A 20,189-nucleotide genomic window follows, 5' to 3' on the forward strand; every position below is an offset into this window, starting at 1 on the left:
GCTGGAACAGTTCCCACAACTCGTCCGGCACCATGCGCTCAACCATCACCACACAGTGCAGACTACCCAGCACGCCAAATGAGACGGCGTCTAAGGCGAAGGGATCCTAGGTTCACTTGATGCTTGACGGCCCAGCGCCTCACTCTGGAGCCGGGCCTCAGGCATGCTCGCCTGCATGAGCGCCTTCAGCAGCGATCTAGACCTCAACGTGTACGACGTCACCGGCAACGGCACGGAAGTCGACGTTCCCACCAATCTGCTCAACGGCGACATCAGGCTCTCGATCCTGTGGACCCAAGAGATCCTCCTGTCCGCCGAAGCCGCCGACCAAGTAGCCGACGCTCTACGCGAGCCGCAGCACAGTCCCGCAGCATCACAACCGCCCCAAGCACCGACTGAGTTACAACTTTCCCTACTGGTTCAAGGCGGCTCGCTCCGCTCCCCGCGCGCGGCCCGGCCCCCGGCCGGGCCTGCGCTCCTGCCTCCGTCCCGCTCCAGCCCGGCCGGCGCCCGTGCCGCATGCCGAGTAAACAGCTACCCGAGGTCAGCGACTGGACAGGCTGTGGCTTGAGCGATGAGGTCTGCTGCGCCCCCCGTCTCATGGGCCTGCCATCGTCGAGATTGTGCAGATCGCCTACGCACTGACTTGCATGCGGACTAAACTGACAGGCCCTCAGACCGCATCTGCGGCTCCGGGTTCCTTCATCACGTAAAGCAAACTATGGATAGGAGCAGCGAGTGCCTACACACATGGTGAATATGGATGCGCTTATTCCGCGTGACGACTTCGAAGCCCTATCCTCCGAGCCTGCGACCCAACCATCCATCCTCAGCACCACCATGAAAATCACTGATCTGGGGCCCGATAGTCTGATCTACAACGTTCTACGGAAACCAGATTTCCAGCGAGAAACAGCTAACTGGAATCCCGAGAAGGTTGCCGAGTTGGTACGCAGTTTCCTCGAAGGCGATCTAATCCCTTCAGTGATTCTATGGCGCTCGCCCATCAGCGGAAGCATTTTCGTCATCGACGGCGCACATCGCCTGAGTGCACTAATTGCTTGGGTGCATGACGATTACGGAGACCAGCACACTTCGATCAGATTCTTTGACAACAATATTCCCGTTGAGCAGAACAAGGCGGCGCAGGCCACACGCAAGCTGATTCAAGAATCAGTAGGGTCATATCGGGATCTAAATATAGCTCTGCGAAACTCCGATACAGCACCCAAAGATAGGGTACGGCTCGCTCGAAATCTCAGCGCATTCGCCATCAATCTCCAATGGGTTAGCGGCGGGGCCGAGAAGGCTGAAAGTTCCTTCTTCAGAATTAATCAGCAGGCTACCCCCATTGATCCAACCGAGCTCGAAATGATCAAGGCTCGGCGTAAGCCCAACGCACTCGCGACCCGAGCTTTCATCAGAGCGGGCACTGGTCATAAATATTGGTCGACGTTCAGTGAATCGACCCAAGAAGAGATTGAATCCATCGCCAAGGACGTCTACGACCTGATTTTTAAGCCGAGTTTGGATTCGGCCGTCCGGACGGCCGATCTTCCTGTCGCAGGCCGTGGCTACTCCGCCGACAGCGTCAGGATGGTCTTCGAGCTGGTCAACTTTGTCAACGAACTGCAGCCGGACATGTGGAGAGAAGACGGCGGCCCCCGAAGGAGGAAGCGGTCCGAAAATCAAACACTCCCGACCCTTATGGACGATGAAGACGGAAGTACAACTCTCCAATTCATGAAGGCGGTCAAAAGGGCGGCAGGAAGAATTGCTGGAAATGAGCCAGCTTCCCTGGGGCTTCATCCAGCGGTCTATTTCTACAGCGCAACCGGACGCTTCCAGCCCGCCGCATTTCTCGCTGCTGTAGCTTTTGTGAAAGAGCTGGCAGACAAGCGTAAAATCGCACTGTTCACCGAAAAGCGTGCCCAATTCGAAGAGTTTCTGGTTCGCTATAAATATTTCCTGAATCAGATTGTTCGCTCCTATGGGAGTCTGCAACGCTCTGTCCCTCCGACGCTCTTGATGTACCAGACCGTGTTTGAGGCCCTAATCAAAGGGTGCACCGATCCCGAGATTATTGAACATCTCAAAAGCCAGCCTGCTCTTCGCTCATCCATCAAAGAGATCAGCGACGAAGACCGTGCTCACGGTCGTAATTTCTCGGCTGAGACCAAGAACTCTATAATTCTTAAAGAAACGATCCAGTCTGCGCCTACGTGCGGAATTTGCGGCGCACGCCTGTACTTGAGATTCATAACCGTAGATCACAAAGTGAGGAAAGAGGATGGAGGTGACGGTTCGCCCGGCAATGGGCAATTGACACACCCCTATTGCAACTCCGGCTACAAAGAAGGGCAACACGCCGCTCGCACTGACGCGCAAGGTAGTTAGCGTCGGCGGGCTTGGCACCCATGCAACGGACCTGCCGCCACGACTTGCCGTGGTCGACGGAACCGACAAACGTGGCGAAGGTCGGTGGGGGTGCAGCGAGGCATACGCGCGCCTGGTCTTTCAACGTCCTCGCCATCGTGGCTGGCTGTCGTCGGCTGAGGTGCAGACGGATCGGCCACCGAATGCCTGCCGCTATCAGCGCAACGCCATTAATTCGGCTCGTACCTCGGGTAAGAAAGCAATAGTAGCCGCACCTGTTCCATTGGACCCCAGAGCGCGAAAGAAAGCGCGGCACAGTCGCTCCTCAGAGGACGGAAAGACGCGCCTAGTTCTCGCCATCAGGAAATCATTGCGTGACATAACTTGATCGATATCCCGGTTCGGTAGCTTTTGGAATGAGGGTTTAATGGAACTTCAGTATCTCGAACGAGCCGAAATTATTCAAATTTATGAACACCTCGTGGCAGACTTCGCGCAGGACGGCGACCCTATTTCTCCCGCCGGCGTGAGGGATGATCACCTTCTAGAGTCTGCAATTAGTAGGCAGTTCGTAGGCCAGGGCAGGGACATGAAGTACCCGACCCCTGTAAGTAACGCTGCCACGCTTGCTTATGGGCTATGCAATAATCACCCGTTCTACAACGGCAACAAGCGATGTGCTCTAGTGAGTATTCTCGTCCACCTCGACAAGAATAAGCTATCCCTCTGGGGTACCAGCCAGGATGAACTCTACGAGATGATCTTGGCGGTTGCGAAGAATCAAATTGCCGAGTGGGTGGCGGAGCGACTGGGCAACGACATCGAATTTCTCCCAGGTGAGGACTCGACGGACGTTCACGTGCGATTCCTCTCATCATGGCTGTCGCAATATGTAGCGCCAGTCCGCAGGGGTGAGAGGAGTCTTAAATATCGCGACCTTAGGAAATTGATTCAGGAATACGGCTACGATCTTCAGTCCCCGGCGAAGAGCTTTATTCGAGTGGTGAAGTTGAATTCCGACGGATCGACAACAAATGTCGACAGCATCGTCTTCCCTGGAATGGCGAGAGATGTCGACATTCAAGTCATAAAGCGTGTGCGAGAGAGGTGTCGACTCAGGGAAGAGGACGGCGTCGACACTGATGCCTTCTACGGAGGCTTCCATCCCATTGATGAATTCATCAACAAGTATCGCCTGGTGCTTCGCCGACTCGCGGACACCTGATCCAATGGTGGCGACGTATGAAAGGGCAGGCAGCAGGTCCGTTCAGTCAGCTTGAGGCATCGAGCGGCGAGATGCGGCAACGGGGCGCACCGCAAGCGCACCAGATCCAGCGGGGAACAGCGGGGAACCACGGGGAAGGCAGCCCAGCCCGACGGCGCCATGTTTCGACCGTTCGCCCAGGTCAGCCCCCGAACCGACCCCAAATGCCCGCAGCTTCCCAAGCTGAGAGTCTTCACGGCACCATGGGGCGGCTGACCATAGGGGGCATGGTGGGGAACAAGGAGACAGAGCAGGCCGCAATCACGCATGTGATGGCCCTGGAACGAGCCGCCGGCCGGGATCCGAAGGACGTCCGCACCTCGGGTCTTCCGTACGACGTCGAAAGTCCGCCTCGCATGATCGAGGTGAAGGCCTTCAGCCGCACGGCGCGCAGCGAAGCGCTGCCGCTGGAACACCGGCAGGTTCAGGCCGCCAGGGCGAACCCCGAGTACTACTACCTCTATGTGGTCGACAACCTTGCAGGCGCAGATGGAGCCGAGGTGGGTGTGCGCGCCCTGCATGGAGAGGCGCTGTTAGCAATGATCGAGCGAACCCAGCCCCAAATCACGTACTGGCCCACGTTCAGGGCGGCCGAGTACGACCAGGCGGAGCGGCTGTTATGACCACTGCGATACGGCAGCGGAGTACAGCAACCACCGTGATCACAGCCAACCGCCAAGAGTCATCAGCGGCCGACTGACCAGCTCGCTGGACCGCAATGACCTCACTGCCGATAGTTCGGCACGAAGAGGTCATGTCCGGTCCAGATGATTTAGGGAAACCGCGCGGAACACGGGGTGACCATGAGTACTATCGCCCCGTGGAGACAGCAACTGACGACGATCTTAGGGTTTTCTGCCGCCAGATTCGGGAGCGTTCGCGCGAACACCAAGAAGCTATGCCCGTAGCTGCGGAGCGGGGCTGGGTTTCAATGGAAATCGGCATCTTGCGGCAAGAACTCGACTCGATAGTCCGGGTCATCTATCTACTCAAGCAGCCGAGCGCGCTTCGTGCTGACCTTGTAGCTTCGTCTATCTCCGGCAACCGTTGGAGAATACCGACCGACAAAGGGAAGATGAAGGCGGTCACAGACCGCGACATGGTTGAACTAGCTCAATCCATGAACGGTTGGACCCGAAACGTGTATGAGTTCGGCTGCCGGTTCATCCACCTCTCGAGCGCCCACGACTATCTCGCACGTGACCCCTTTCTGGCCCTTCCTATCGAAGAACGAGAGATTATTGCCAAGTACATCAATCACTATCATGGTCACCCAGGTGGGAGCGTCTCTGCCAGCTCTTCTTTCAACGATATCGTCGCCTACGCGCCTTCCATCCTGAAGAAGATCTCTTCGAACCTGGAGAGCGAGCTGGCGACCCTCGAAGGAGATCGCTGCACCTAGTGGACGTCCTGCGGCTCACGGTCTTTGCAACTCGCCTTCGCGCGAGCTTCTGTGCACCGTTAGGACCCGGGCACCCACGCGGCGGATCACCAAGTGACCTGCGCATAACATTCGCCCTGAAGGTTCCGTTGAACCGTCCCGAGGCTCAACGATCGCTTCGAGAGCCCCGAGCATCTAGAAGGGCGCAGACCAGGGATCTTCAGAATTCATTCTTTCAAGGTATGACAGGGTGCGCTGTCGACCTCGCAGGCTGCTGCTGTACAGCAGTCGAGTACAGCGACCGCTCCGGCCCGGCGGCGCTTTCGTGGCGCTGTAGCGCGACCGGTATGCCCCTCACCGGTCGATCCGACTTCTGACATCCATAGCTGACACCAACGACACCGGACGGCGGTGTACACCAGCGTCCCTGTCCGGCCATCGCACCAGTCGACGGCGGCAGCCGGAGCAGACTCGGATCGAACTCCTAAAGCGGGTGTCCACTGTGGAGTTGGACATCAACGATCCGGCGCACATCAACGAACCGCTCATCCTGCCGAGTCCCACTTGCCAGACCACTCAGGGCGTACGCCGAGTACGTGAACCCGTCCGTCGTGTGGAACTGCACACCCCAATTGCCCAGGCTCACCGCGCTGACACGCGACCACGGCAGACGTTGAGTGCCCCAGGGATTCACCATGACGATCACGTCCCTCGCGAGTTCCAGGCGTACGCGAAGGAGACCCCACCAGGCGAAGAGGCCGAATCCCACGGCGACGGCAGTAGCGATCCCGGCGGAGCCCACGGACTGCGTGCCCGGGTGCGAGAGCACGCCCAGCCAGGCGAACAGCGCCCCGCACGCTGGGCCGACAGCCAGGACGTAGCCCATGAGCCGGCCGGACCAGCCGACCCGCCACACACCGATGACGCCGTCTCGCATATCGTCCACAGTTCGAATGATCCTCGCCCGTGCCTCACAGCGGAACGGTCCGAGCCACGACGTCGAACCCGCGACCGCCCGCCGGTACTTCGGACTGAGCCCTCGTGCCAGAAGCGTGCCAGGTTGCAGGGGAAACCACGGGGAACACCGGGGAACCCGTCGACCGCCCACCGGGCCCCGACGCCGCTCCGCCGCAGGTCATCCCCTAGAAGAGCCCGAAATGCCCTTAGCTTCCCAAGCTGATGGTCCCCCCGCATGGTTCTGTACCGACGCCCGTCAGGCCAGCCTCTGTCGCACGCCAGTACATGCGACCAGTTCGTTGCCGTCTTCAGCGATGAAGAGCATGAAGACCCAAGTCCCATCCGGAGACTTGATCTGCCCCAGGCGTATTGGCCTGCCATGTCGGCCGAGGAGCTGCACGGCGCGCTCCAGGCCGATGGTCTTGGTGCCCTGGCGGAGTGTGAGGCCGAGACGGCGTCGATATATACGGGCGAGCGAGTCGGCCGAGGCGGTGCCCTCCCAGACGACATGAGAGGCGCCAACGCGTAGCGCAGCCAGGGCCGTTGAGGACGCCTCGTCATCGCCGGCCAGCAACCGTTCCAGCTGTTCACGCTCCATGGCTGTCCTCCCGCTCCCGAAGCCTGCGGTACGCGAGCCGTGCGCGGCAAGCCTCGCGGTCTGGCCGGTATCACCCGATCAAAGGCGGGTCACGTCCTGGGAGGGCCGTCCACGTTGGGCCGTCTCTGGGCCGTCCCTGGGCCGTCCGAGGCCGCTCGACAGTGGCCAATGACGACCAACGATGACCACCAGGCGCACGAGCCCACCGCCCCTGACCAGCAAAAACCCAGCTCACCAAGATCCCCGGCAAGACCCAGGGCAAGAAGAAGTAGCTTTCGTGATCACGCCCCCGATCTGTGCTTATGGTGCGGATCGGGGGCGTGATCACTGCCTGGGCCCACTGTGGGCCCTCAACGCCCCGGTTCCTGTGGTCGGAGCGCCAGGCCGAGGGCCTTCCAGGTGTGGTCCCCGCTGCTGAGCATGAGGCGCGCGTACACCTTCAGCGTCAGCCCCAGTGGGTTTCAGCGGTCTTGGGTCGGTGCAGGCAGACGGCATCACGTCCCATCCGTCCAATACCGTTGCAGGCGGGCTACCGCATCTTCCTTCGTCAGTTCGGACACCGTCTCCTCCGAGAGACCGACGCGGTGGATCAACAGATAGACCAAATCGGCTGGCAGCGATTCCTTGGGCGTGGAGGGGGCTCCCCGGTCAGGGAGTTTTCCATCGATCACGCAGTCCCAGAACTCGCTTTCGGTGACGACCAACTGGTCGCGAAGAATGTGGCTCCACAACGCGGCCCCATAGACAGTGCGATCGACAGGGTGCGAAATACGGGTCCGCAGGATGCGCCCGTCATGCAGCGTCAACTCGTAGGTGACGTGATGGGTACCGGTACGCCCACGAGCATCCCGCACTCGCTCCCACCCCTCGACGACACAGAACCGGTCATGACGCTCACGGTCTGGTTGTGGTCGAGTCACCGCTGAACTCCCACCAGCCAGTCCACCAACTGACGGTCGTCACTCAGGGCAATCAGCTGAACCAATCCCCAGTTGTCCTGATGGTTGGGCGCTAGTCTCAGCCTCTCCTGCCAGTCGTCCGCGTACTCCCGCAAGGCGTCGACCATCTCGTTTACGGCGTCGTCAAAGGTTGACCCGTCGGCCGCAATGGGGAGCCCCGGAATGAAGATCGACCATCCGTCCGCCTCGGCAACGACCTCGGCCCTGGACGAACACACTGAAGACAGGTAGCGACGTAGCCGCTCGACATCCACAACCGCAGCGCAGCCACTGGCCCGACGCACGGTCGCGACCCGTCCCTCGTCTGCGGCGTCGAGAAGCTCCTTCAGGTGTGTACGCGCTTCGGTGTAGTTCTCGAAATGTACGGCGGACATGGCGACCTCCCGTAGGACTCGTGGAACCAGGGTGCCTTCCGTCATTAAGTACGTCAAGTACGTGAAGTACTTGTCCGGTGTCGGGATGCTCAGCGCAGGGCGGAGCGCCCCATGACCGCATGGTCGGCGGCGAAGGAGTGGCTGAGGCTGGCGAGGGTGCGGCCAGGGAAGAACGCGCCCAGCCGGCCGGCTGCCCCACCGATGCGGCGGACCTGTTGTCGGCTGAGGCTGAGACCAACCGCATCGAGGGGGACTCATCAGCCGAACACGCGGGTGCAGTGCAGGGGACGCTGGGCCGTCTCTGGGCCGTCCGAGGCCGCTCGACAGTGGCCATTGACGACCAAAGACGTCCACCCGGCGCACGGGCCCCACCAGTCCTGACCAGCAAAAACCCAGCTCACCAAGATCCCGGACAAGAACCCAGGGCAAGAAGAAGTAACGCGCCGCCAGCAAGCCCCGACCTGCGATTTTCCGGCAGGGTCGGGGGCTTTTCGGTGGGCTCGGGCCGTGCTGTTCGGTGCGCGGACGGTGGTGAGGGTGAAGGGGAATGCCGTCGGGAACACGCCAGCCGGTCACCCTCCGTGTAGGAAGGGTGTTCGCTTCGTAGTATGAGCGAATGATCAGGTCCGGCGGATGGCGCCCCCAGCAGCGGCGCGAGCGGCAGCAGCCGGGGCGCCGTCGCCGCCTGTTCGCCCTCGGTCTGGTCGGGACCGGCGCGGTGGTCGCTGCGGCGTTCGTGTTCGGCGCCGGTTCCGAGGACGCGGCCTCCGTCGGCTCCGCCCACACCGCCCTGCGGACGACCAGGACCACGGCGTCCGGTGCACCGGCGCCGCCGCACCACCCTGCCGGGACCGTGCGGATCGCCGCCGTGGGCGACATCGTGATGGGCTCGCTGCCGGACGACCTGCCGCCGGACGACGGCGCCTCGTTCTTCGACCCTGTCCGCGACCTGCTCACCGGCGATGTGGTGCTCGGGAACCTGGAGGGCACGCTCACCACCGGCGGTTCCAGCAAGTGCGAGTACCTCGAGGGCCCGAACTGCTTCGCGTTCCACGCCCCGCCGTCCTACGGCCGCCGGCTCAAGGAGGCCGGGTTCACGGTCCTGAACACGGCGAACAACCACATCGACGACTTCGGGGCGGAGGGGCGGCGGGACACGTTCGCCGCGCTGCGTTCCGTGAACCTGCCGTTCACCGGGCGGCTGGGACAGATCACCGTCCAGCGGGTGCACGGCATCAAGGTCGCACTGATCGGGTTCGCCCCCGACCGAGGCGCGAACGACCTCACGGACATCCCCGCGGCACAGCGACTCACCGCCCGAGCCGCAGCGATGGCCGACATCGTGATCGTCACGATGCACGCCGGCGCGGAGGGCTCGGACCGCACCCACGTGGAACCCGGCACCGAGTACTTCGTCGGTGAGGACCGCGGCGACAGCTACCGCTTCAGCCGTGCGGTGATCGACGCCGGCGCCGACCTCGTCGTGGGCAGCGGCCCGCACGTGATGCGGGGAATGGAGTTCTACAAGGGCCGTCTGATCGCCTACAGCCTCGGGAACTTCTCCGGCTACAAGGTCCTCGGCCTCGGCGGCACCCTCTCGACCAGCGGCGTCCTGCAAGTCACCCTCGGCGCCGACGGCACCTACGTGTCCGGGCACCTGCACCCGACCCGGATCGTGGAGCCCGGCACACCGGAGCCGGGCGGCGATGCGATCGACCTCGTCTCCAGCCTCTCGGAGGAGGACTTCGGCCCACACGCCGCCCGCATCTCGACGGACGGGACGATCCGGCGCCCGTAGCCGGGCACGGGGAGTACGCGAGAACGGCCGCTGTCAGTCCCGTCCGGCATGCTGTGCCCATGTTGATTGCGACGGACAGCAGGGGCCACGTGGTGGAGCGGCCCTCGGGGGCGGCGATGGACGCGATGTTCGCCGACCTGCGACAGGGCGAGCACATGATTCTTGAGCGGCAGGGCGAGGAGCGTGACGGTGACTGGTACGTCCAGGTGCTGTTCCGCGACGACGACACCTACCAGCTGGAGTACCGGGACGGCGTTCCCGCAGAGCACTACCAGACCGTGACGGCCTCCCAGGAGAAGGCCTGTCAGGCTCTGCGTGACTGGGGGGCCGGCAAGCCGGCCTGGCAGGACGGCTTCACGTGGGACAACATCGGCGCGATGTTCGCCGCACCTGTCGTCAAGGCCACGGAATCGCCCTCCCTTTGAGGGCCGTGTCGCACCGCTTCCGGTGCCGGCGTCATGGGCCCACTCTCGCAGGATCTCCGCGGCGTGCCCAGGGCCGGTGGGCCGCGGGCCTCTCGGCCGTGGTTTGCCGAATCGGCAAACGGGCTCGGCCACTTGACGCGCGGCTTCGCATGATCTGTGGAGCAGGCAGGCAGATCGGCGATCCCGAAGAGCAAGGAGGGCGTATGGCAGCGCAGCATCGGCTGGTCTCCGCGGCCGGACGGCGGATCCATCTCGTCGAGCAGGGGAGCGGGCCCCTCGTGCTGCTCGTGCACGGGTTTCCCGAGTGCTGGTACTCCTGGCGGCACCAGCTGCCGGTGCTCGCCGCGGCGGGGTACCGGGCGGTCGCCGTCGACATGCGGGGGTACGGGCGTTCGTCCCGGCCGGCGGCGCCGGACGCGTACCGGATGGTCGAACTCGTGGCGGACAACGCCGAGGTCGTGCGGGCCCTAGGCGCGGAGTCGGCCGTGGTCGTCGGGCACGACTGGGGTGCGGCCGTCGCCGCGAACTCCGCGCTGCTGAGGCCCGAGGTGTTCCGGGCCGTGGGGCTGCTGAGTGTCCCGTACACCCCGCGCGGCGGGCCGCGGCCCAGTGACGTCTTCGCGGCGATGAGCGGCGGGGACGAGGAGTTCTACGTCTCGTACTTCCAGCAGCCCGGGCGCGCCGAGGCCGAGATCGAACCCGATGTGCGGGGCTGGCTCGCGGGGTTCTACGGCGCTCTGTCCGGCGACACCATGCCCGGACCCGGCGCCCCCGACCCGCACTTCGTCGGTCGAGGGGGGACGCTCCGGGAGCGGTTCCCCGCCGGTCGGCTCCCGGAGTGGCTCGGCGAGCGCGACCTCGACGTGTACGCGGGGGAGTTCGAGCGCACCGGACTGACCGGGGCGCTCAACCGGTACCGGAACATGGACCGCGACTGGGAGGACCTCGCGGCCTACGACGGTGCCCCGATCACCCAGCCGTCCCTGTTCGTCGGCGGCGGCCTCGACGCCTCCACGACCTGGCTGGCCGACGCCGTCGAGGCGTACCCGGTCACCCTCCCGGGGCTGGTCTCCTCCCACCTCCTCGACGACTGCGGGCACTGGATCCAGCAGGAACGGCCCGACGAGGTCAACCGGCTGCTCGTCGACTGGCTCGCCGCGCTGCCCTCCGCCTGAAGCACCTGAAGCACCTGAAGCACTGAAGCACCTGAAACGCGTGAATGTCAGCCCCGCGGGCTTCACCAGATGGACAACGGCACCTGGTGGATCTCGTCCGCCGGATGGCCCGCGCGTTCGTGGACGCGCTTGACCGCCTCGGCCGAGGGTGCCTCGGAGAGGCAGTAGACCTTGCCGGAGGCGGGGTCGGCCCAGGCCCGTTCGAAGTGGACGCCCTCCTCCTTCTCGACGGCGAGGTCGGCCTCGTGGGCCTCCTTCAGCTGGTCGGCGGTGATGCCCTTCATCCCGTGGTGGACGTCCATGTACTGCGGCATGGCTGCCGCCTCCTTCGCCTTGTCCGACTCACCTCCATGCTGCGCCCGCCGCCGCGGCACGGCATGCGAAAGGGCCCCGGACCGGAGTCCGGGGCCCTTCCGCCGTAGCTGACGTGTCCGCTCAGCCGCACTGGCAGGGGCTGCCGGACTGGCAGCCGCAGCCGCAGCCCGAGCCGCAGCCGCAGGCGCCGATCACCAGAAGGTTCTTGATCTCGACTGGCTGGTCGGTCTCGTGCTGCTGCGTGGGGTCGGGCGTGGTGCTGGGGGATTCGGCCATGGATCCCTCCTAGAGGTCCCTAGGTGCCCTGGAGGCAGGGCGTGGTGCCTTTGCCCATTCCATGCCCGTTTCACTGGGCGCATCAACGGCGCACAGTGGCGCTCGCACGCCTGACCCACATCCCGCGAGCCCCCACCCACCTGGGTGTTACGCCCCCTCGGCGCCCGTCACCGGCTGGATGTCGGGCTGCAGGTCGTCCGCGTGCTCGCCGGTGACCAGGAAGACGACGCGCTTGGCGACAGCGACCGCGTGGTCGGCGTACCGCTCGTAGTAGCGGCCGAGCAGGGTCACGTCGACGGCGGTCTCGATGCCGTGCTTCCAGCGGTCGTCCAGCAGGTGCTGGAAGATCGTGCGGTGCAGCAGGTCCATCTCGTCGTCGTCCTGCTCCAGCTGGAGGGCCAGGTCGACGTCCTTCGTGATGATCACCTCGGCGGCCTTGGCCATCAGGCGCTGCGCGAGCTGGCCCATCTCCAGGATGGTGGCGTGCAGGTCGTGGGGGATGGCGTTCGCCGGGTAGCGCAGCCGGGCCAGCTTCGCCACGTGCTGGGCGAGGTCGCCGGAGCGCTCCAGGTCGGCGGACATGCGCAGCGAGGTGACGACGATCCGCAGGTCGGTCGCCACCGGCTGCTGGCGGGCGAGCAGGGCTATCGCGCGCGCCTCCAGGTCGTGGTGGAGCTCGTCCACCTTCTGGTCGGCCTCGATGACGCTCTCGGCGAGATTGAGGTCGCCGTCGAGGATCGCCGTCGTGGCGCGTCCGATCGCCGATCCGACCAGTCGGGCCATGTCGACCAGGCTGTCGCCGATCGAATCGAGTTCCTCGTGGTACGCGTCCCGCATCAGGGTTACCTCTCGTATGCGTGGTCCAGGGGTTCCGGGGGCCGGGGCCCGTGGCCGAAACCAGCTGCGAACCCCACGCTCCCACGTTCCGGTCCCTACGCGTCCGTTTCTGCCACCCCAAATGAACCAATACTGGCTCCAAGGTGAACTCTGGGCGACGAGTGTTCGAGCTGACACCTCGCGGACTGTGGGGATGTCGTACCCCCTGCTTAACCTGTTTGCATGGACGTGAACGCGGCGGTCGCCGCAGCGGCAGCGATCGCCGGGGTGCTCACCGGTGTCATCGCCATGCTGGCGTTCCGCTGGAGCGAACGCGACCAGAAGCGACCGACCAGGACCTCTCTGCACACCGACCCCGTACTGCCCCCGGGCGTGGACACCGTACTGAGCGTGCTGCGCTCCTCCGCGGTCGTCCTCGACGAGGCGGACACGGTCGTCAAGGCAAGCTCGGCGGCGTACGCCCTCGGACTCGTGCGCGGCGGCAAACTCGCCATCGAGCCGATGCTCGGGATGGCCCGGGACACCCGGCGGGACGGCGAGATACGACAGGTCGAGCTGGACCTCCCGAGGCGGGGGACCGGACGGGGCGAGGCCCTGGCCGTTTCCGCGCGGGTGGCGCCCCTCGGCTCCCGGCTCGTGCTGCTCCTCGTCGAGGACCTCACCGAGGCCCGCCGCATCGAGGCGGTACGACGGGACTTCGTGGCGAACGTCAGCCATGAGCTGAAGACCCCGGTCGGCGCACTCTCCCTGCTGTCCGAGGCCGTCATGGACGCCTCGGACGACCCGGAGGCCGTGCAGCGCTTCGCCGGTCGCATGCAGATCGAGGCCACGCGCCTGACCAACCTGGTCCAGGAGCTCATCGATCTGTCGAGAGTGCAGAACGACGACCCGCTGGAGGACGCCGAGCCCGTGCGGGTCGACGAGCTGGTCGCCGAGGCGATCGACCGGTGCCGGCACCAGGCCGGCACCAAGCAGATCACCATGGCCGCCGGCGGCACCGCCGACCTGCACGTCTGGGGCAACCGCGGCCAGCTGGCCGCAGCCCTCGGCAACCTGGTCGAGAACGCCGTGAACTACTCCCCGGCCCGCACCCGGGTCGGGATAGCCGCCCGCCGGGTCAACGCGCCCGGGGGCGACATGATCGAGCTTGCCGTGACCGACCAGGGCATCGGCATCACCGACAAGGACAAGGAGCGGATCTTCGAGCGCTTCTACCGCGTCGACCCGGCCCGCTCACGGGCCACCGGTGGCACCGGTCTCGGCCTTGCCATCGTCAAGCACGTGGTCGCCTCGCACGGCGGGGAGGTCACGGTGTGGAGCGCCGAAGGCCAGGGCTCCACTTTCACCCTCAGGTTGCCGGAGGCGGGCGTGGCCCGCGATCGCGCATCGCAGCACCCCGACCCCGACCTCGACGATGAGGCCGGTACCACCGAGTCATCCCCGTACGAACCGCTTCCCGCCCCGGAGGTCCTTCCGTGACCCGAGTGCTCGTCGTCGAGGACGAGGAGTCCTTCTCCGACGCCCTGTCGTACATGCTCCGCAAGGAGGGCTTCGAGGTCGCCGTGGCGGCCACGGGCCCCGACGGACTCGACGAGTTCGAGCGCAACGGCGCCGACCTCGTCCTCCTCGACCTGATGCTGCCGGGGCTGCCCGGCACCGAGGTCTGCCGCCAGCTGCGCGGCCGATCCAACGTCCCCGTCATCATGGTGACGGCCAAGGACAGCGAGATCGACAAGGTTGTCGGGCTCGAAATAGGAGCCGATGACTACGTCACCAAGCCCTTCTCCTCGCGCGAACTGGTCGCCCGCATCCGCGCGGTGCTCCGCCGCCGCGGCGAGCCGGAGGAGGTCACCCCGGCCGCCCTCGAAGCGGGCCCGGTCCGCATGGACGTCGACCGCCACGTCGTGACGGTCTCCGGCTCCAAGGTCGACCTCCCCCTCAAGGAGTTCGACCTGCTGGAGATGCTCCTGCGCAACGCCGGCCGCGTCCTCACCCGCATGCAGCTCATCGACCGGGTCTGGGGCGCCGACTACGTCGGCGACACCAAGACCCTCGACGTCCACGTCAAGCGCCTGCGCGCCAAGATCGAGCCGGACCCGGGTGCCCCGCGCTACCTGGTGACGGTCCGTGGCCTCGGCTACAAGTTCGAGCCGTAAACGAGCCGTGCGTTGAGCCGGCGGACGGAGTCCGGCGCAGCACTCCGAAGCCCGCGCAGCGGTGTGAGGGGTGTGTCGGGGATGGTGTTCGAGTCGGACCCGGGTGCCCCGCGCTGCCTGGTGACGGTCCGTGGCCTCGGCTACAGGTTCGAGCCGTGGACCGGCCGTGCGGCGGGGCTGTCGAGGCCGGTGGTTCGCGTCGGACGGGCGGTGGCCTGGCCTCAACGACCGTGCGGCTGACGGGCGGTGCCGGCCGTGTGGCCGAACCTCGCGGCCACGGCCGTCCCGTCGGCGTGCGGTCATGGTCGCCGGTGGGCCGCGGTGCGGACCACGCGGGTCGACCGCGCCGGTGACGAAGGTCGTATGGCGAAGGCCGTATACGACGAAGGGCGGCCCCTCTCGGGGGTACCGCCCTTCTCGCGTTGCCGCTGTGGCCGCTCAGCCCGCGTTCGTCGACTCCGAAGCCGAGTCGCTCGGGGTGGCGCTCGCGGACTCCTTGTTCTTCTTGCCCGTCTTGGCGCTCTCGCTCGCCGTCGAGCCGGCGGCCGGGGAGCCGGAGGACGAGGCCGAGGAGGAGGCGGACGCGGAGGCCGAAGCGGACGGCACGGCGCTCGGGCCCCAGCCGGTGAAGAAGCTCTCGGCCGGCACGACGAAGGCGCGCAGGCTCACGTCACCCGTCTTGCTGAAGGTGAAGGTGATCTTCTGGGCGTTGCCGTCCTGGATCGCCTCACGGCTGCTGGCCAGCACCGCGGAGGCGTTGTCCTTGCCGCCCAGGATCAGCCGGCCACCGGCCTGGATGGTCAGCGGCTGGGACTTGGTGGCGTGCAGCTCGGCGGTCTTGCCGGTGCCGGCGACGACGATCGACTGCAGCGTCTCCGGCTCGGTGCCGGTGTTGAAGATGGTCGCGGAGACCACGGCGGGTCCGGTCGACGTGAGGTCGGGCTGGGTGATCACGGTCGCGTTCTGGACCTTGATGTCGCCGACACTCGTCGCCGCGTTGTCCGGCTTGATCTCCAGCGTCTGGGAGTTGTTGCCCGCGCCGCAGGCGGAGAGCGCGGCGACGGAGAAGGCGATGGCGGAGGCGGCGAGGGCGCCGCGTCGAAGGCTGCTGCTCACGGCGGCGGCAACTCCTTGAACGCACGGGCGGCCCCCTATAAAGCCGCCCTAAGTGTCTGTCAGCGGCCTTAGGTTACCGAGCCGTTCCCGCGCGGCCGCACCCGACCCTCCCCAAGCCCCTCGCTTGCCTCACGCAGGGGGTACGCACGGGCATCCGCAAGTGCCCCTCCGGACACTTTGGAGGGGTGCTCGTCCGGCATTCACATAACCCGTCCGCAACACCACGCGCAAAATTTCCGTGAAGGAATGCGCGGCCGTCGGGAAAATTGATCACGCACTGCTTCAGGTAGGGCTTCACGTACCGTTCAGTCGGGCGTTCGGCCGGACCCGTGATCAATTCCGGAAACGTCCGGGATCCGGCTCCGGCAACCGAACGGAGTAGCGGAAGTCGTACGCTTGGAAGTGGACATATAGGGACGTTCGGCCGCTCGGGCGGGCGTCCGGACGTGTGTAACGTGCGCGTTTCACCTCGCCCGGAGAGCCGCTCCCACCTGCGAATACCTGCTTCCGGACGGCTTCCGAAGCACGTTCCTGTTGCTGTTGTCAAGCCCCGAGATATGCCCTGACCTGCGAAAACGCCATTCAGAACCGCCGGTTTCCGTGTTACCCTGGATAGCCACGGAAGGGGTACCTGTCACATGACGTTCAAGGTTGGCGACACCGTGGTCTATCCCCATCACGGGGCCGCGCTGATCGAGGCTATCGAAACTCGCCAGATCAAAGGCGTGGACAAGACCTACTTGGTGCTGAAGGTCGCCCAGGGTGACCTGACGGTACGTGTGCCAGCGGACAATGCGGAGTTCGTCGGCGTGCGTGATGTGGTCGGTCAGGACGGGCTGGACCGGGTCTTCGAGGTGCTGCGCGCGCCGTACGCCGAGGAGCCCACGAACTGGTCCCGTCGATACAAGGCAAACCTGGAGAAGCTCGCCTCCGGCGATGTCATCAAGGTCGCGGAAGTCGTCCGTGACCTGTGGCGTCGTGAGCGCGAGCGTGGACTCTCCGCCGGTGAGAAGCGCATGCTCGCCAAGGCCCGCCAGATCCTGGTGAGCGAACTCGCCCTCGCGGAGAACACGAACGAGGACAAGGCCGAGGCCCTGCTCGACGAGGTCCTCGCGTCCTGACGCAGACGCTGTCCGGCTCGGCACGCTGAAGCTCCGCACACCCGATATGCCGCGGTGCCCGATGACACTCTCTGTCGCCGGGCGCTGCGGCATGTTTGCGTACGTCCTCGGGGAACCCCCGATACTAGGCGTGCCGGGCCCGGGCTGCTGGCTCGACCAGTGTCACGGAAGGGTCCGGTCAAGGCGTCGCGCCCGGCACTTCCCAGGCCATACCCACGCCAGGCCCGCACACAAACCTGACAGGAACCGATGTCTGACGATTCGCGTCCTTCGCGTACGGAACTGCGCACGGCAGCCGTGATTCCCGCCGCCGGCCGAGGCGTACGGCTCGGTCCGGGCGCCCCCAAGGCGCTCCGCGCGCTGAACGGCACGCCCATGCTCATCCACGCCGTGCGCGCCCTCGCCGCCTCCCGCGCGGTCTCCCTGGTCGTCGTCGTGGCCCCGCCGGACGGCGCGCCCGAGGTCAAGTCCCTCCTCGACGCCCACGCGCTTCCCGACCGCACCGATTTCGTCGTCGTCCCCGGCGGCGAGTCCCGCCAGGAGTCGGTCAGGCTCGGCCTGGACGCGCTGCCCCCCGACTACGACATCGTCCTCGTCCACGACGCCGCCCGCCCCCTCGTCCCCGTCGACACGGTCGACGCGGTGATCCAGGCGGTCCGCGACGGCGCCCCCGCCGTCGTCCCCGCCCTCCCGCTCGCCGACACGGTCAAGGAGGTCGAGCCGGCCGCCACTCCCGGCGACCCCGAGCCGGTGCTCGCCACCCCGGAGCGGGCCCGCCTGCGCGCCGTCCAGACCCCCCAGGGCTTCGACCGTACGACCCTGGTCCGCGCGCACGAGACGGTCACCGAGAACGTCACCGACGACGCCGGCATGGTCGAGCAGCTCGGCGACCGGGTCGTGGTCGTCCCCGGCCACGAGGAGGCCTTCAAGGTCACCCGCCCCCTCGACCTGGTCCTCGCGGAGGCGGTCCTGGCCCGCAGGAGGCTGAACGATGGCTTCTGAGGTCGTACTGCCCCGCGTGGGCATCGGCACCGACATCCACGCCTTCGAGGAGGGCCGCGACCTGTGGTGCGCCGGCCTGAAGTGGGAGGGCGAGGGCCCGGGCCTGGCCGGCCATTCGGACGCGGACGTGGTCGCGCACGCGGCGTGCAACGCGTTGTTCTCCGCCGCCGGGCTCGGTGACCTGGGGCAGCACTTCGGCACCGGGCGGCCGGAGTGGTCGGGCGCGTCCGGGGTGACCCTGCTGACGGAGGCGGCCCGGATCGTCCGCGCCGCGGGATTCGTGATCGGGAATGTCGCCGTACAGGTCGTAGGACCGCGCCCGAAGATCGGAAAACGGCGGGACGAGGCCGAGAAGATCCTTTCGGACGCGGCGGGGGCGCCGGTTTCGGTTTCGGGGGCCACGACGGACGGCCTTGGATTTCCCGGGAGGGGAGAGGGCCTTATGGCTGTTGCCACGGCGTTGGTCGTCGAACGGGGCTGACCGGTCCCACCCAGGGGGCGTGGGGAACTGCGCGCTCAGCACCCACTGCCCCCGCACACGACCACGGCGCTCCACATACCGGTGCCATCCACTACCCTCCGGCCACTACCCTAGGTCCCGTGACTATTCGCCTGTACGACACCAACGCCCGGCAGATCCGTGACTTCGCCCCGCTCACTCCGGGCTGTGTCTCGATCTACCTCTGTGGTGCCACCGTGCAGGCGGCGCCCCACATCGGGCACATCCGCTCCGGCCTGAACTTCGACATCATGCGCCGCTGGTTCGAATACCGCGGCTACGACGTGACGTTCGTCCGGAACGTCACGGACATCGACGACAAGATCATCGCCAAGTCCGCCGACCAGGGCCGCCCCTGGTGGGCGATCGGCTACGAGAACGAGCGCGCGTTCAACGACGGCTACACCGCGCTCGGCTGCCTCCCGCCGACGTACGAGCCCCGCGCCACCGGGCACGTACCGGAGATGATCGAGATGATGCGCGGGCTGATCGAGCGCGGGCACGCCTACGAGGCCGACGGCAACGTCTACTTCGACGTGCGTTCCTACCCGGACTACCTCCAGCTCTCCAACCAGGAGCTGGACAACCTCCGCCAGCCCGAGAGCGAGGGCGAGACCGGCAAGCGGGACCAGCGGGACTTCGCGCTGTGGAAGGCCGTGAAGCCGGGCGAGCCGAGCTGGGAGACGCCGTGGGGGCGCGGACGGCCCGGCTGGCACCTGGAGTGCTCGGCGATGGCGCACAAGTACCTCGGTGAGGCCTTCGACATCCACGGCGGCGGCCTCGACCTGATCTTCCCGCACCACGAGAACGAGATCGCCCAGGCCAAGGCCTTCGGCGACGACTTCGCGCAGTACTGGGTGCACAACGCCTGGGTCACCATGAGCGGCGAGAAGATGTCGAAGTCCCTCGGGAACTCGGTGCTCGTCTCGGAGATGGTCAAGCACTGGCGCCCGATCGTGCTGCGCTACTACCTCGGCACCCCGCACTACCGCTCGATGATCGAGTACAGCGAGGAGTCGCTGCGCGAGGCCGAGTCGGCGTTCGCGCGGATCGAGGGGTTCGTGCAGCGCGTGGTGGAGCTGGCCGGGGGAGCCGTCGAGCCCTCGGCCGAGGTCCCGCCGGCGTTCGCCGAGGCGATGGACGACGACCTGGGCGTCCCGCAGGCCCTCGCCGTCGTGCACACCACCGTCCGGCAGGGCAACTCCGCCCTCGCCGCCGACGACAAGGAAGCGGCCGTCGCCCGCCTCGCCGAGGTCCGCGCCATGCTCGGCGTCCTAGGCCTCGACCCGCTGGCCGCGCACTGGTCCGGCGGGGCCGAGAAGGGCGAGGACCTGCACGGGGTCGTCGACGCCCTGGTCCGGCTCGTCCTCGACCAGCGCGAGTCCGCCCGCTCCCGCAAGGACTGGGCGACCGCCGACGCCATCCGCGACCAGCTGAACCAGTCCGGCCTCGCGATCGAGGACAGCCCCTCGGGCCCGCGCTGGACCCTCCGGTCCTGACCGCCGGTCCGTTGAAGATCGACTGTGCCGCCCGGCCCCCCGGGCGGCACACTGCATAAGA

21 protein-coding genes are annotated in these 20,189 nt (G+C 66.1%); 13 read left to right on the forward strand and 8 right to left on the reverse strand.

All coding sequences use genetic code 11. The annotated features are described in order from the left end of the window. The first annotated feature begins 738 nt into the window (after nucleotides 1-738). From ACFY0P_RS33580 to ACFY0P_RS33595, 4 genes are all read left to right on the forward strand, one after another. Entirely contained in the window at nucleotides 739-2,397 is a 1,659-nt protein-coding gene (locus ACFY0P_RS33580; protein WP_388921706.1) for a DUF262 domain-containing protein, read from the forward strand. 406 nt (nucleotides 2,398-2,803) lie between these two features. Next, nucleotides 2,804-3,601, forward strand: coding sequence for a type II toxin-antitoxin system death-on-curing family toxin (locus ACFY0P_RS33585; RefSeq protein WP_388921709.1), 798 nt, complete (start codon nucleotides 2,804-2,806; stop codon nucleotides 3,599-3,601). Between the two features lie 266 nt (nucleotides 3,602-3,867). After that, nucleotides 3,868-4,263, forward strand: coding sequence for a DUF3883 domain-containing protein (locus ACFY0P_RS33590; protein WP_388921711.1), 396 nt, complete (start codon nucleotides 3,868-3,870; stop codon nucleotides 4,261-4,263). Nucleotides 4,264-4,460: 197 nt separating this feature from the next. Next, nucleotides 4,461-5,042, forward strand: a complete 582-nt coding sequence (locus ACFY0P_RS33595; RefSeq protein ID WP_388921714.1) for a hypothetical protein — start codon at nucleotides 4,461-4,463, stop codon at nucleotides 5,040-5,042. Nucleotides 5,043-5,505: 463 nt separating this feature from the next. On the opposite strand, the gene ACFY0P_RS33600 is transcribed toward ACFY0P_RS33595, so the two are convergent. The 4 genes from ACFY0P_RS33600 to ACFY0P_RS33615 all read right to left on the reverse strand — a co-directional run bounded on the left by ACFY0P_RS33600 (nucleotide 5,506) and on the right by ACFY0P_RS33615 (nucleotide 7,909). Next, nucleotides 5,506-5,967 carry a hypothetical protein gene (locus ACFY0P_RS33600; RefSeq protein ID WP_388921717.1) on the reverse strand — a complete coding sequence of 154 codons (462 nt, stop codon included), beginning with the start codon at nucleotides 5,965-5,967 and terminating at the stop codon, nucleotides 5,506-5,508. Between the two features lie 267 nt (nucleotides 5,968-6,234). After that, entirely contained in the window at nucleotides 6,235-6,576 is a 342-nt protein-coding gene (locus ACFY0P_RS33605) for a hypothetical protein (RefSeq protein WP_388921720.1), read from the reverse strand. A 494-nt stretch (nucleotides 6,577-7,070) separates the two neighbouring features. Then, nucleotides 7,071-7,382, reverse strand: a complete 312-nt coding sequence (locus ACFY0P_RS33610) for a cytotoxic translational repressor of toxin-antitoxin stability system (RefSeq protein WP_388921723.1) — start codon at nucleotides 7,380-7,382, stop codon at nucleotides 7,071-7,073. A 110-nt stretch (nucleotides 7,383-7,492) separates the two neighbouring features. Beyond that, nucleotides 7,493-7,909: a prevent-host-death protein gene (locus ACFY0P_RS33615; RefSeq protein WP_388921726.1), complete on the reverse strand. Its 417-nt coding sequence runs from the start codon at nucleotides 7,907-7,909 to the stop codon at nucleotides 7,493-7,495. 616 nt (nucleotides 7,910-8,525) lie between these two features. On the opposite strand from ACFY0P_RS33615, the gene ACFY0P_RS33620 reads away from it, so the two are divergent. The 3 genes from ACFY0P_RS33620 to ACFY0P_RS33630 all read left to right on the forward strand — a co-directional run bounded on the left by ACFY0P_RS33620 (nucleotide 8,526) and on the right by ACFY0P_RS33630 (nucleotide 11,307). Beyond that, on the forward strand, nucleotides 8,526-9,707 hold the full coding sequence (locus ACFY0P_RS33620) for a CapA family protein (RefSeq protein ID WP_388921729.1): 1,182 nt from the start codon (nucleotides 8,526-8,528) through the stop codon (nucleotides 9,705-9,707). A gap of 59 nt (nucleotides 9,708-9,766) precedes the next feature. Next, a complete protein-coding gene (locus ACFY0P_RS33625; protein WP_388921732.1) occupies nucleotides 9,767-10,132 on the forward strand; it encodes a hypothetical protein in 366 nt (121 codons plus the stop codon). A 203-nt stretch (nucleotides 10,133-10,335) separates the two neighbouring features. Next, on the forward strand, nucleotides 10,336-11,307 hold the full coding sequence (locus tag ACFY0P_RS33630) for an alpha/beta fold hydrolase (RefSeq protein WP_388921735.1): 972 nt from the start codon (nucleotides 10,336-10,338) through the stop codon (nucleotides 11,305-11,307). A gap of 62 nt (nucleotides 11,308-11,369) precedes the next feature. Here ACFY0P_RS33630 and ACFY0P_RS33635 read toward each other — a convergent pair whose 3' ends face one another. The 3 genes from ACFY0P_RS33635 to phoU form a co-directional block, all read right to left on the reverse strand. Continuing rightward, on the reverse strand, nucleotides 11,370-11,621 hold the full coding sequence (locus ACFY0P_RS33635; protein ID WP_388921738.1) for an SCO4226 family nickel-binding protein: 252 nt from the start codon (nucleotides 11,619-11,621) through the stop codon (nucleotides 11,370-11,372). Between the two features lie 121 nt (nucleotides 11,622-11,742). Beyond that, nucleotides 11,743-11,898, reverse strand: coding sequence for a hypothetical protein (locus tag ACFY0P_RS33640; protein WP_361300005.1), 156 nt, complete (start codon nucleotides 11,896-11,898; stop codon nucleotides 11,743-11,745). Nucleotides 11,899-12,045: 147 nt separating this feature from the next. Next, on the reverse strand, nucleotides 12,046-12,735 hold the full coding sequence (phoU, locus tag ACFY0P_RS33645; protein ID WP_388921743.1) for a phosphate signaling complex protein PhoU: 690 nt from the start codon (nucleotides 12,733-12,735) through the stop codon (nucleotides 12,046-12,048). A gap of 222 nt (nucleotides 12,736-12,957) precedes the next feature. On the opposite strand from phoU, the gene ACFY0P_RS33650 reads away from it, so the two are divergent. Then, on the forward strand, nucleotides 12,958-14,214 hold the full coding sequence (locus ACFY0P_RS33650; RefSeq protein WP_388921746.1) for a sensor histidine kinase: 1,257 nt from the start codon (nucleotides 12,958-12,960) through the stop codon (nucleotides 14,212-14,214). Continuing rightward, on the forward strand, nucleotides 14,211-14,891 hold the full coding sequence (locus ACFY0P_RS33655; protein ID WP_010358452.1) for a response regulator transcription factor: 681 nt from the start codon (nucleotides 14,211-14,213) through the stop codon (nucleotides 14,889-14,891). Before ACFY0P_RS33650 ends, ACFY0P_RS33655 begins: the two co-directional genes overlap by 4 nt. A gap of 438 nt (nucleotides 14,892-15,329) precedes the next feature. On the opposite strand, the gene ACFY0P_RS33660 is transcribed toward ACFY0P_RS33655, so the two are convergent. Next, nucleotides 15,330-16,007 carry a DUF461 domain-containing protein gene (locus tag ACFY0P_RS33660; RefSeq protein ID WP_388921749.1) on the reverse strand — a complete coding sequence of 226 codons (678 nt, stop codon included), beginning with the start codon at nucleotides 16,005-16,007 and terminating at the stop codon, nucleotides 15,330-15,332. Nucleotides 16,008-16,645: 638 nt separating this feature from the next. Between ACFY0P_RS33660 and ACFY0P_RS33665 the strand changes: the two genes are divergently transcribed. The 4 genes from ACFY0P_RS33665 to cysS all read left to right on the forward strand — a co-directional run bounded on the left by ACFY0P_RS33665 (nucleotide 16,646) and on the right by cysS (nucleotide 20,128). Next, on the forward strand, nucleotides 16,646-17,128 hold the full coding sequence (locus ACFY0P_RS33665) for a CarD family transcriptional regulator (protein WP_003953493.1): 483 nt from the start codon (nucleotides 16,646-16,648) through the stop codon (nucleotides 17,126-17,128). 249 nt (nucleotides 17,129-17,377) lie between these two features. Beyond that, a complete protein-coding gene (gene ispD, locus ACFY0P_RS33670; RefSeq protein ID WP_388921752.1) occupies nucleotides 17,378-18,130 on the forward strand; it encodes a 2-C-methyl-D-erythritol 4-phosphate cytidylyltransferase in 753 nt (250 codons plus the stop codon). Then, on the forward strand, nucleotides 18,120-18,611 hold the full coding sequence (ispF, locus tag ACFY0P_RS33675; protein ID WP_388921755.1) for a 2-C-methyl-D-erythritol 2,4-cyclodiphosphate synthase: 492 nt from the start codon (nucleotides 18,120-18,122) through the stop codon (nucleotides 18,609-18,611). Before ispD ends, ispF begins: the two co-directional genes overlap by 11 nt. A gap of 119 nt (nucleotides 18,612-18,730) precedes the next feature. Continuing rightward, nucleotides 18,731-20,128 (forward strand): cysteine--tRNA ligase, encoded by a 1,398-nt coding sequence (cysS, locus tag ACFY0P_RS33680; RefSeq protein WP_388921758.1) that lies wholly within the window; start codon nucleotides 18,731-18,733, stop codon nucleotides 20,126-20,128. The last annotated feature ends 61 nt before the right edge of the window (nucleotides 20,129-20,189 follow it).

This window comes from Streptomyces sp. NPDC001714 (genome assembly GCF_042892755.1).
In the GTDB taxonomy this organism is placed as follows: domain Bacteria; phylum Actinomycetota; class Actinomycetes; order Streptomycetales; family Streptomycetaceae; genus Streptomyces.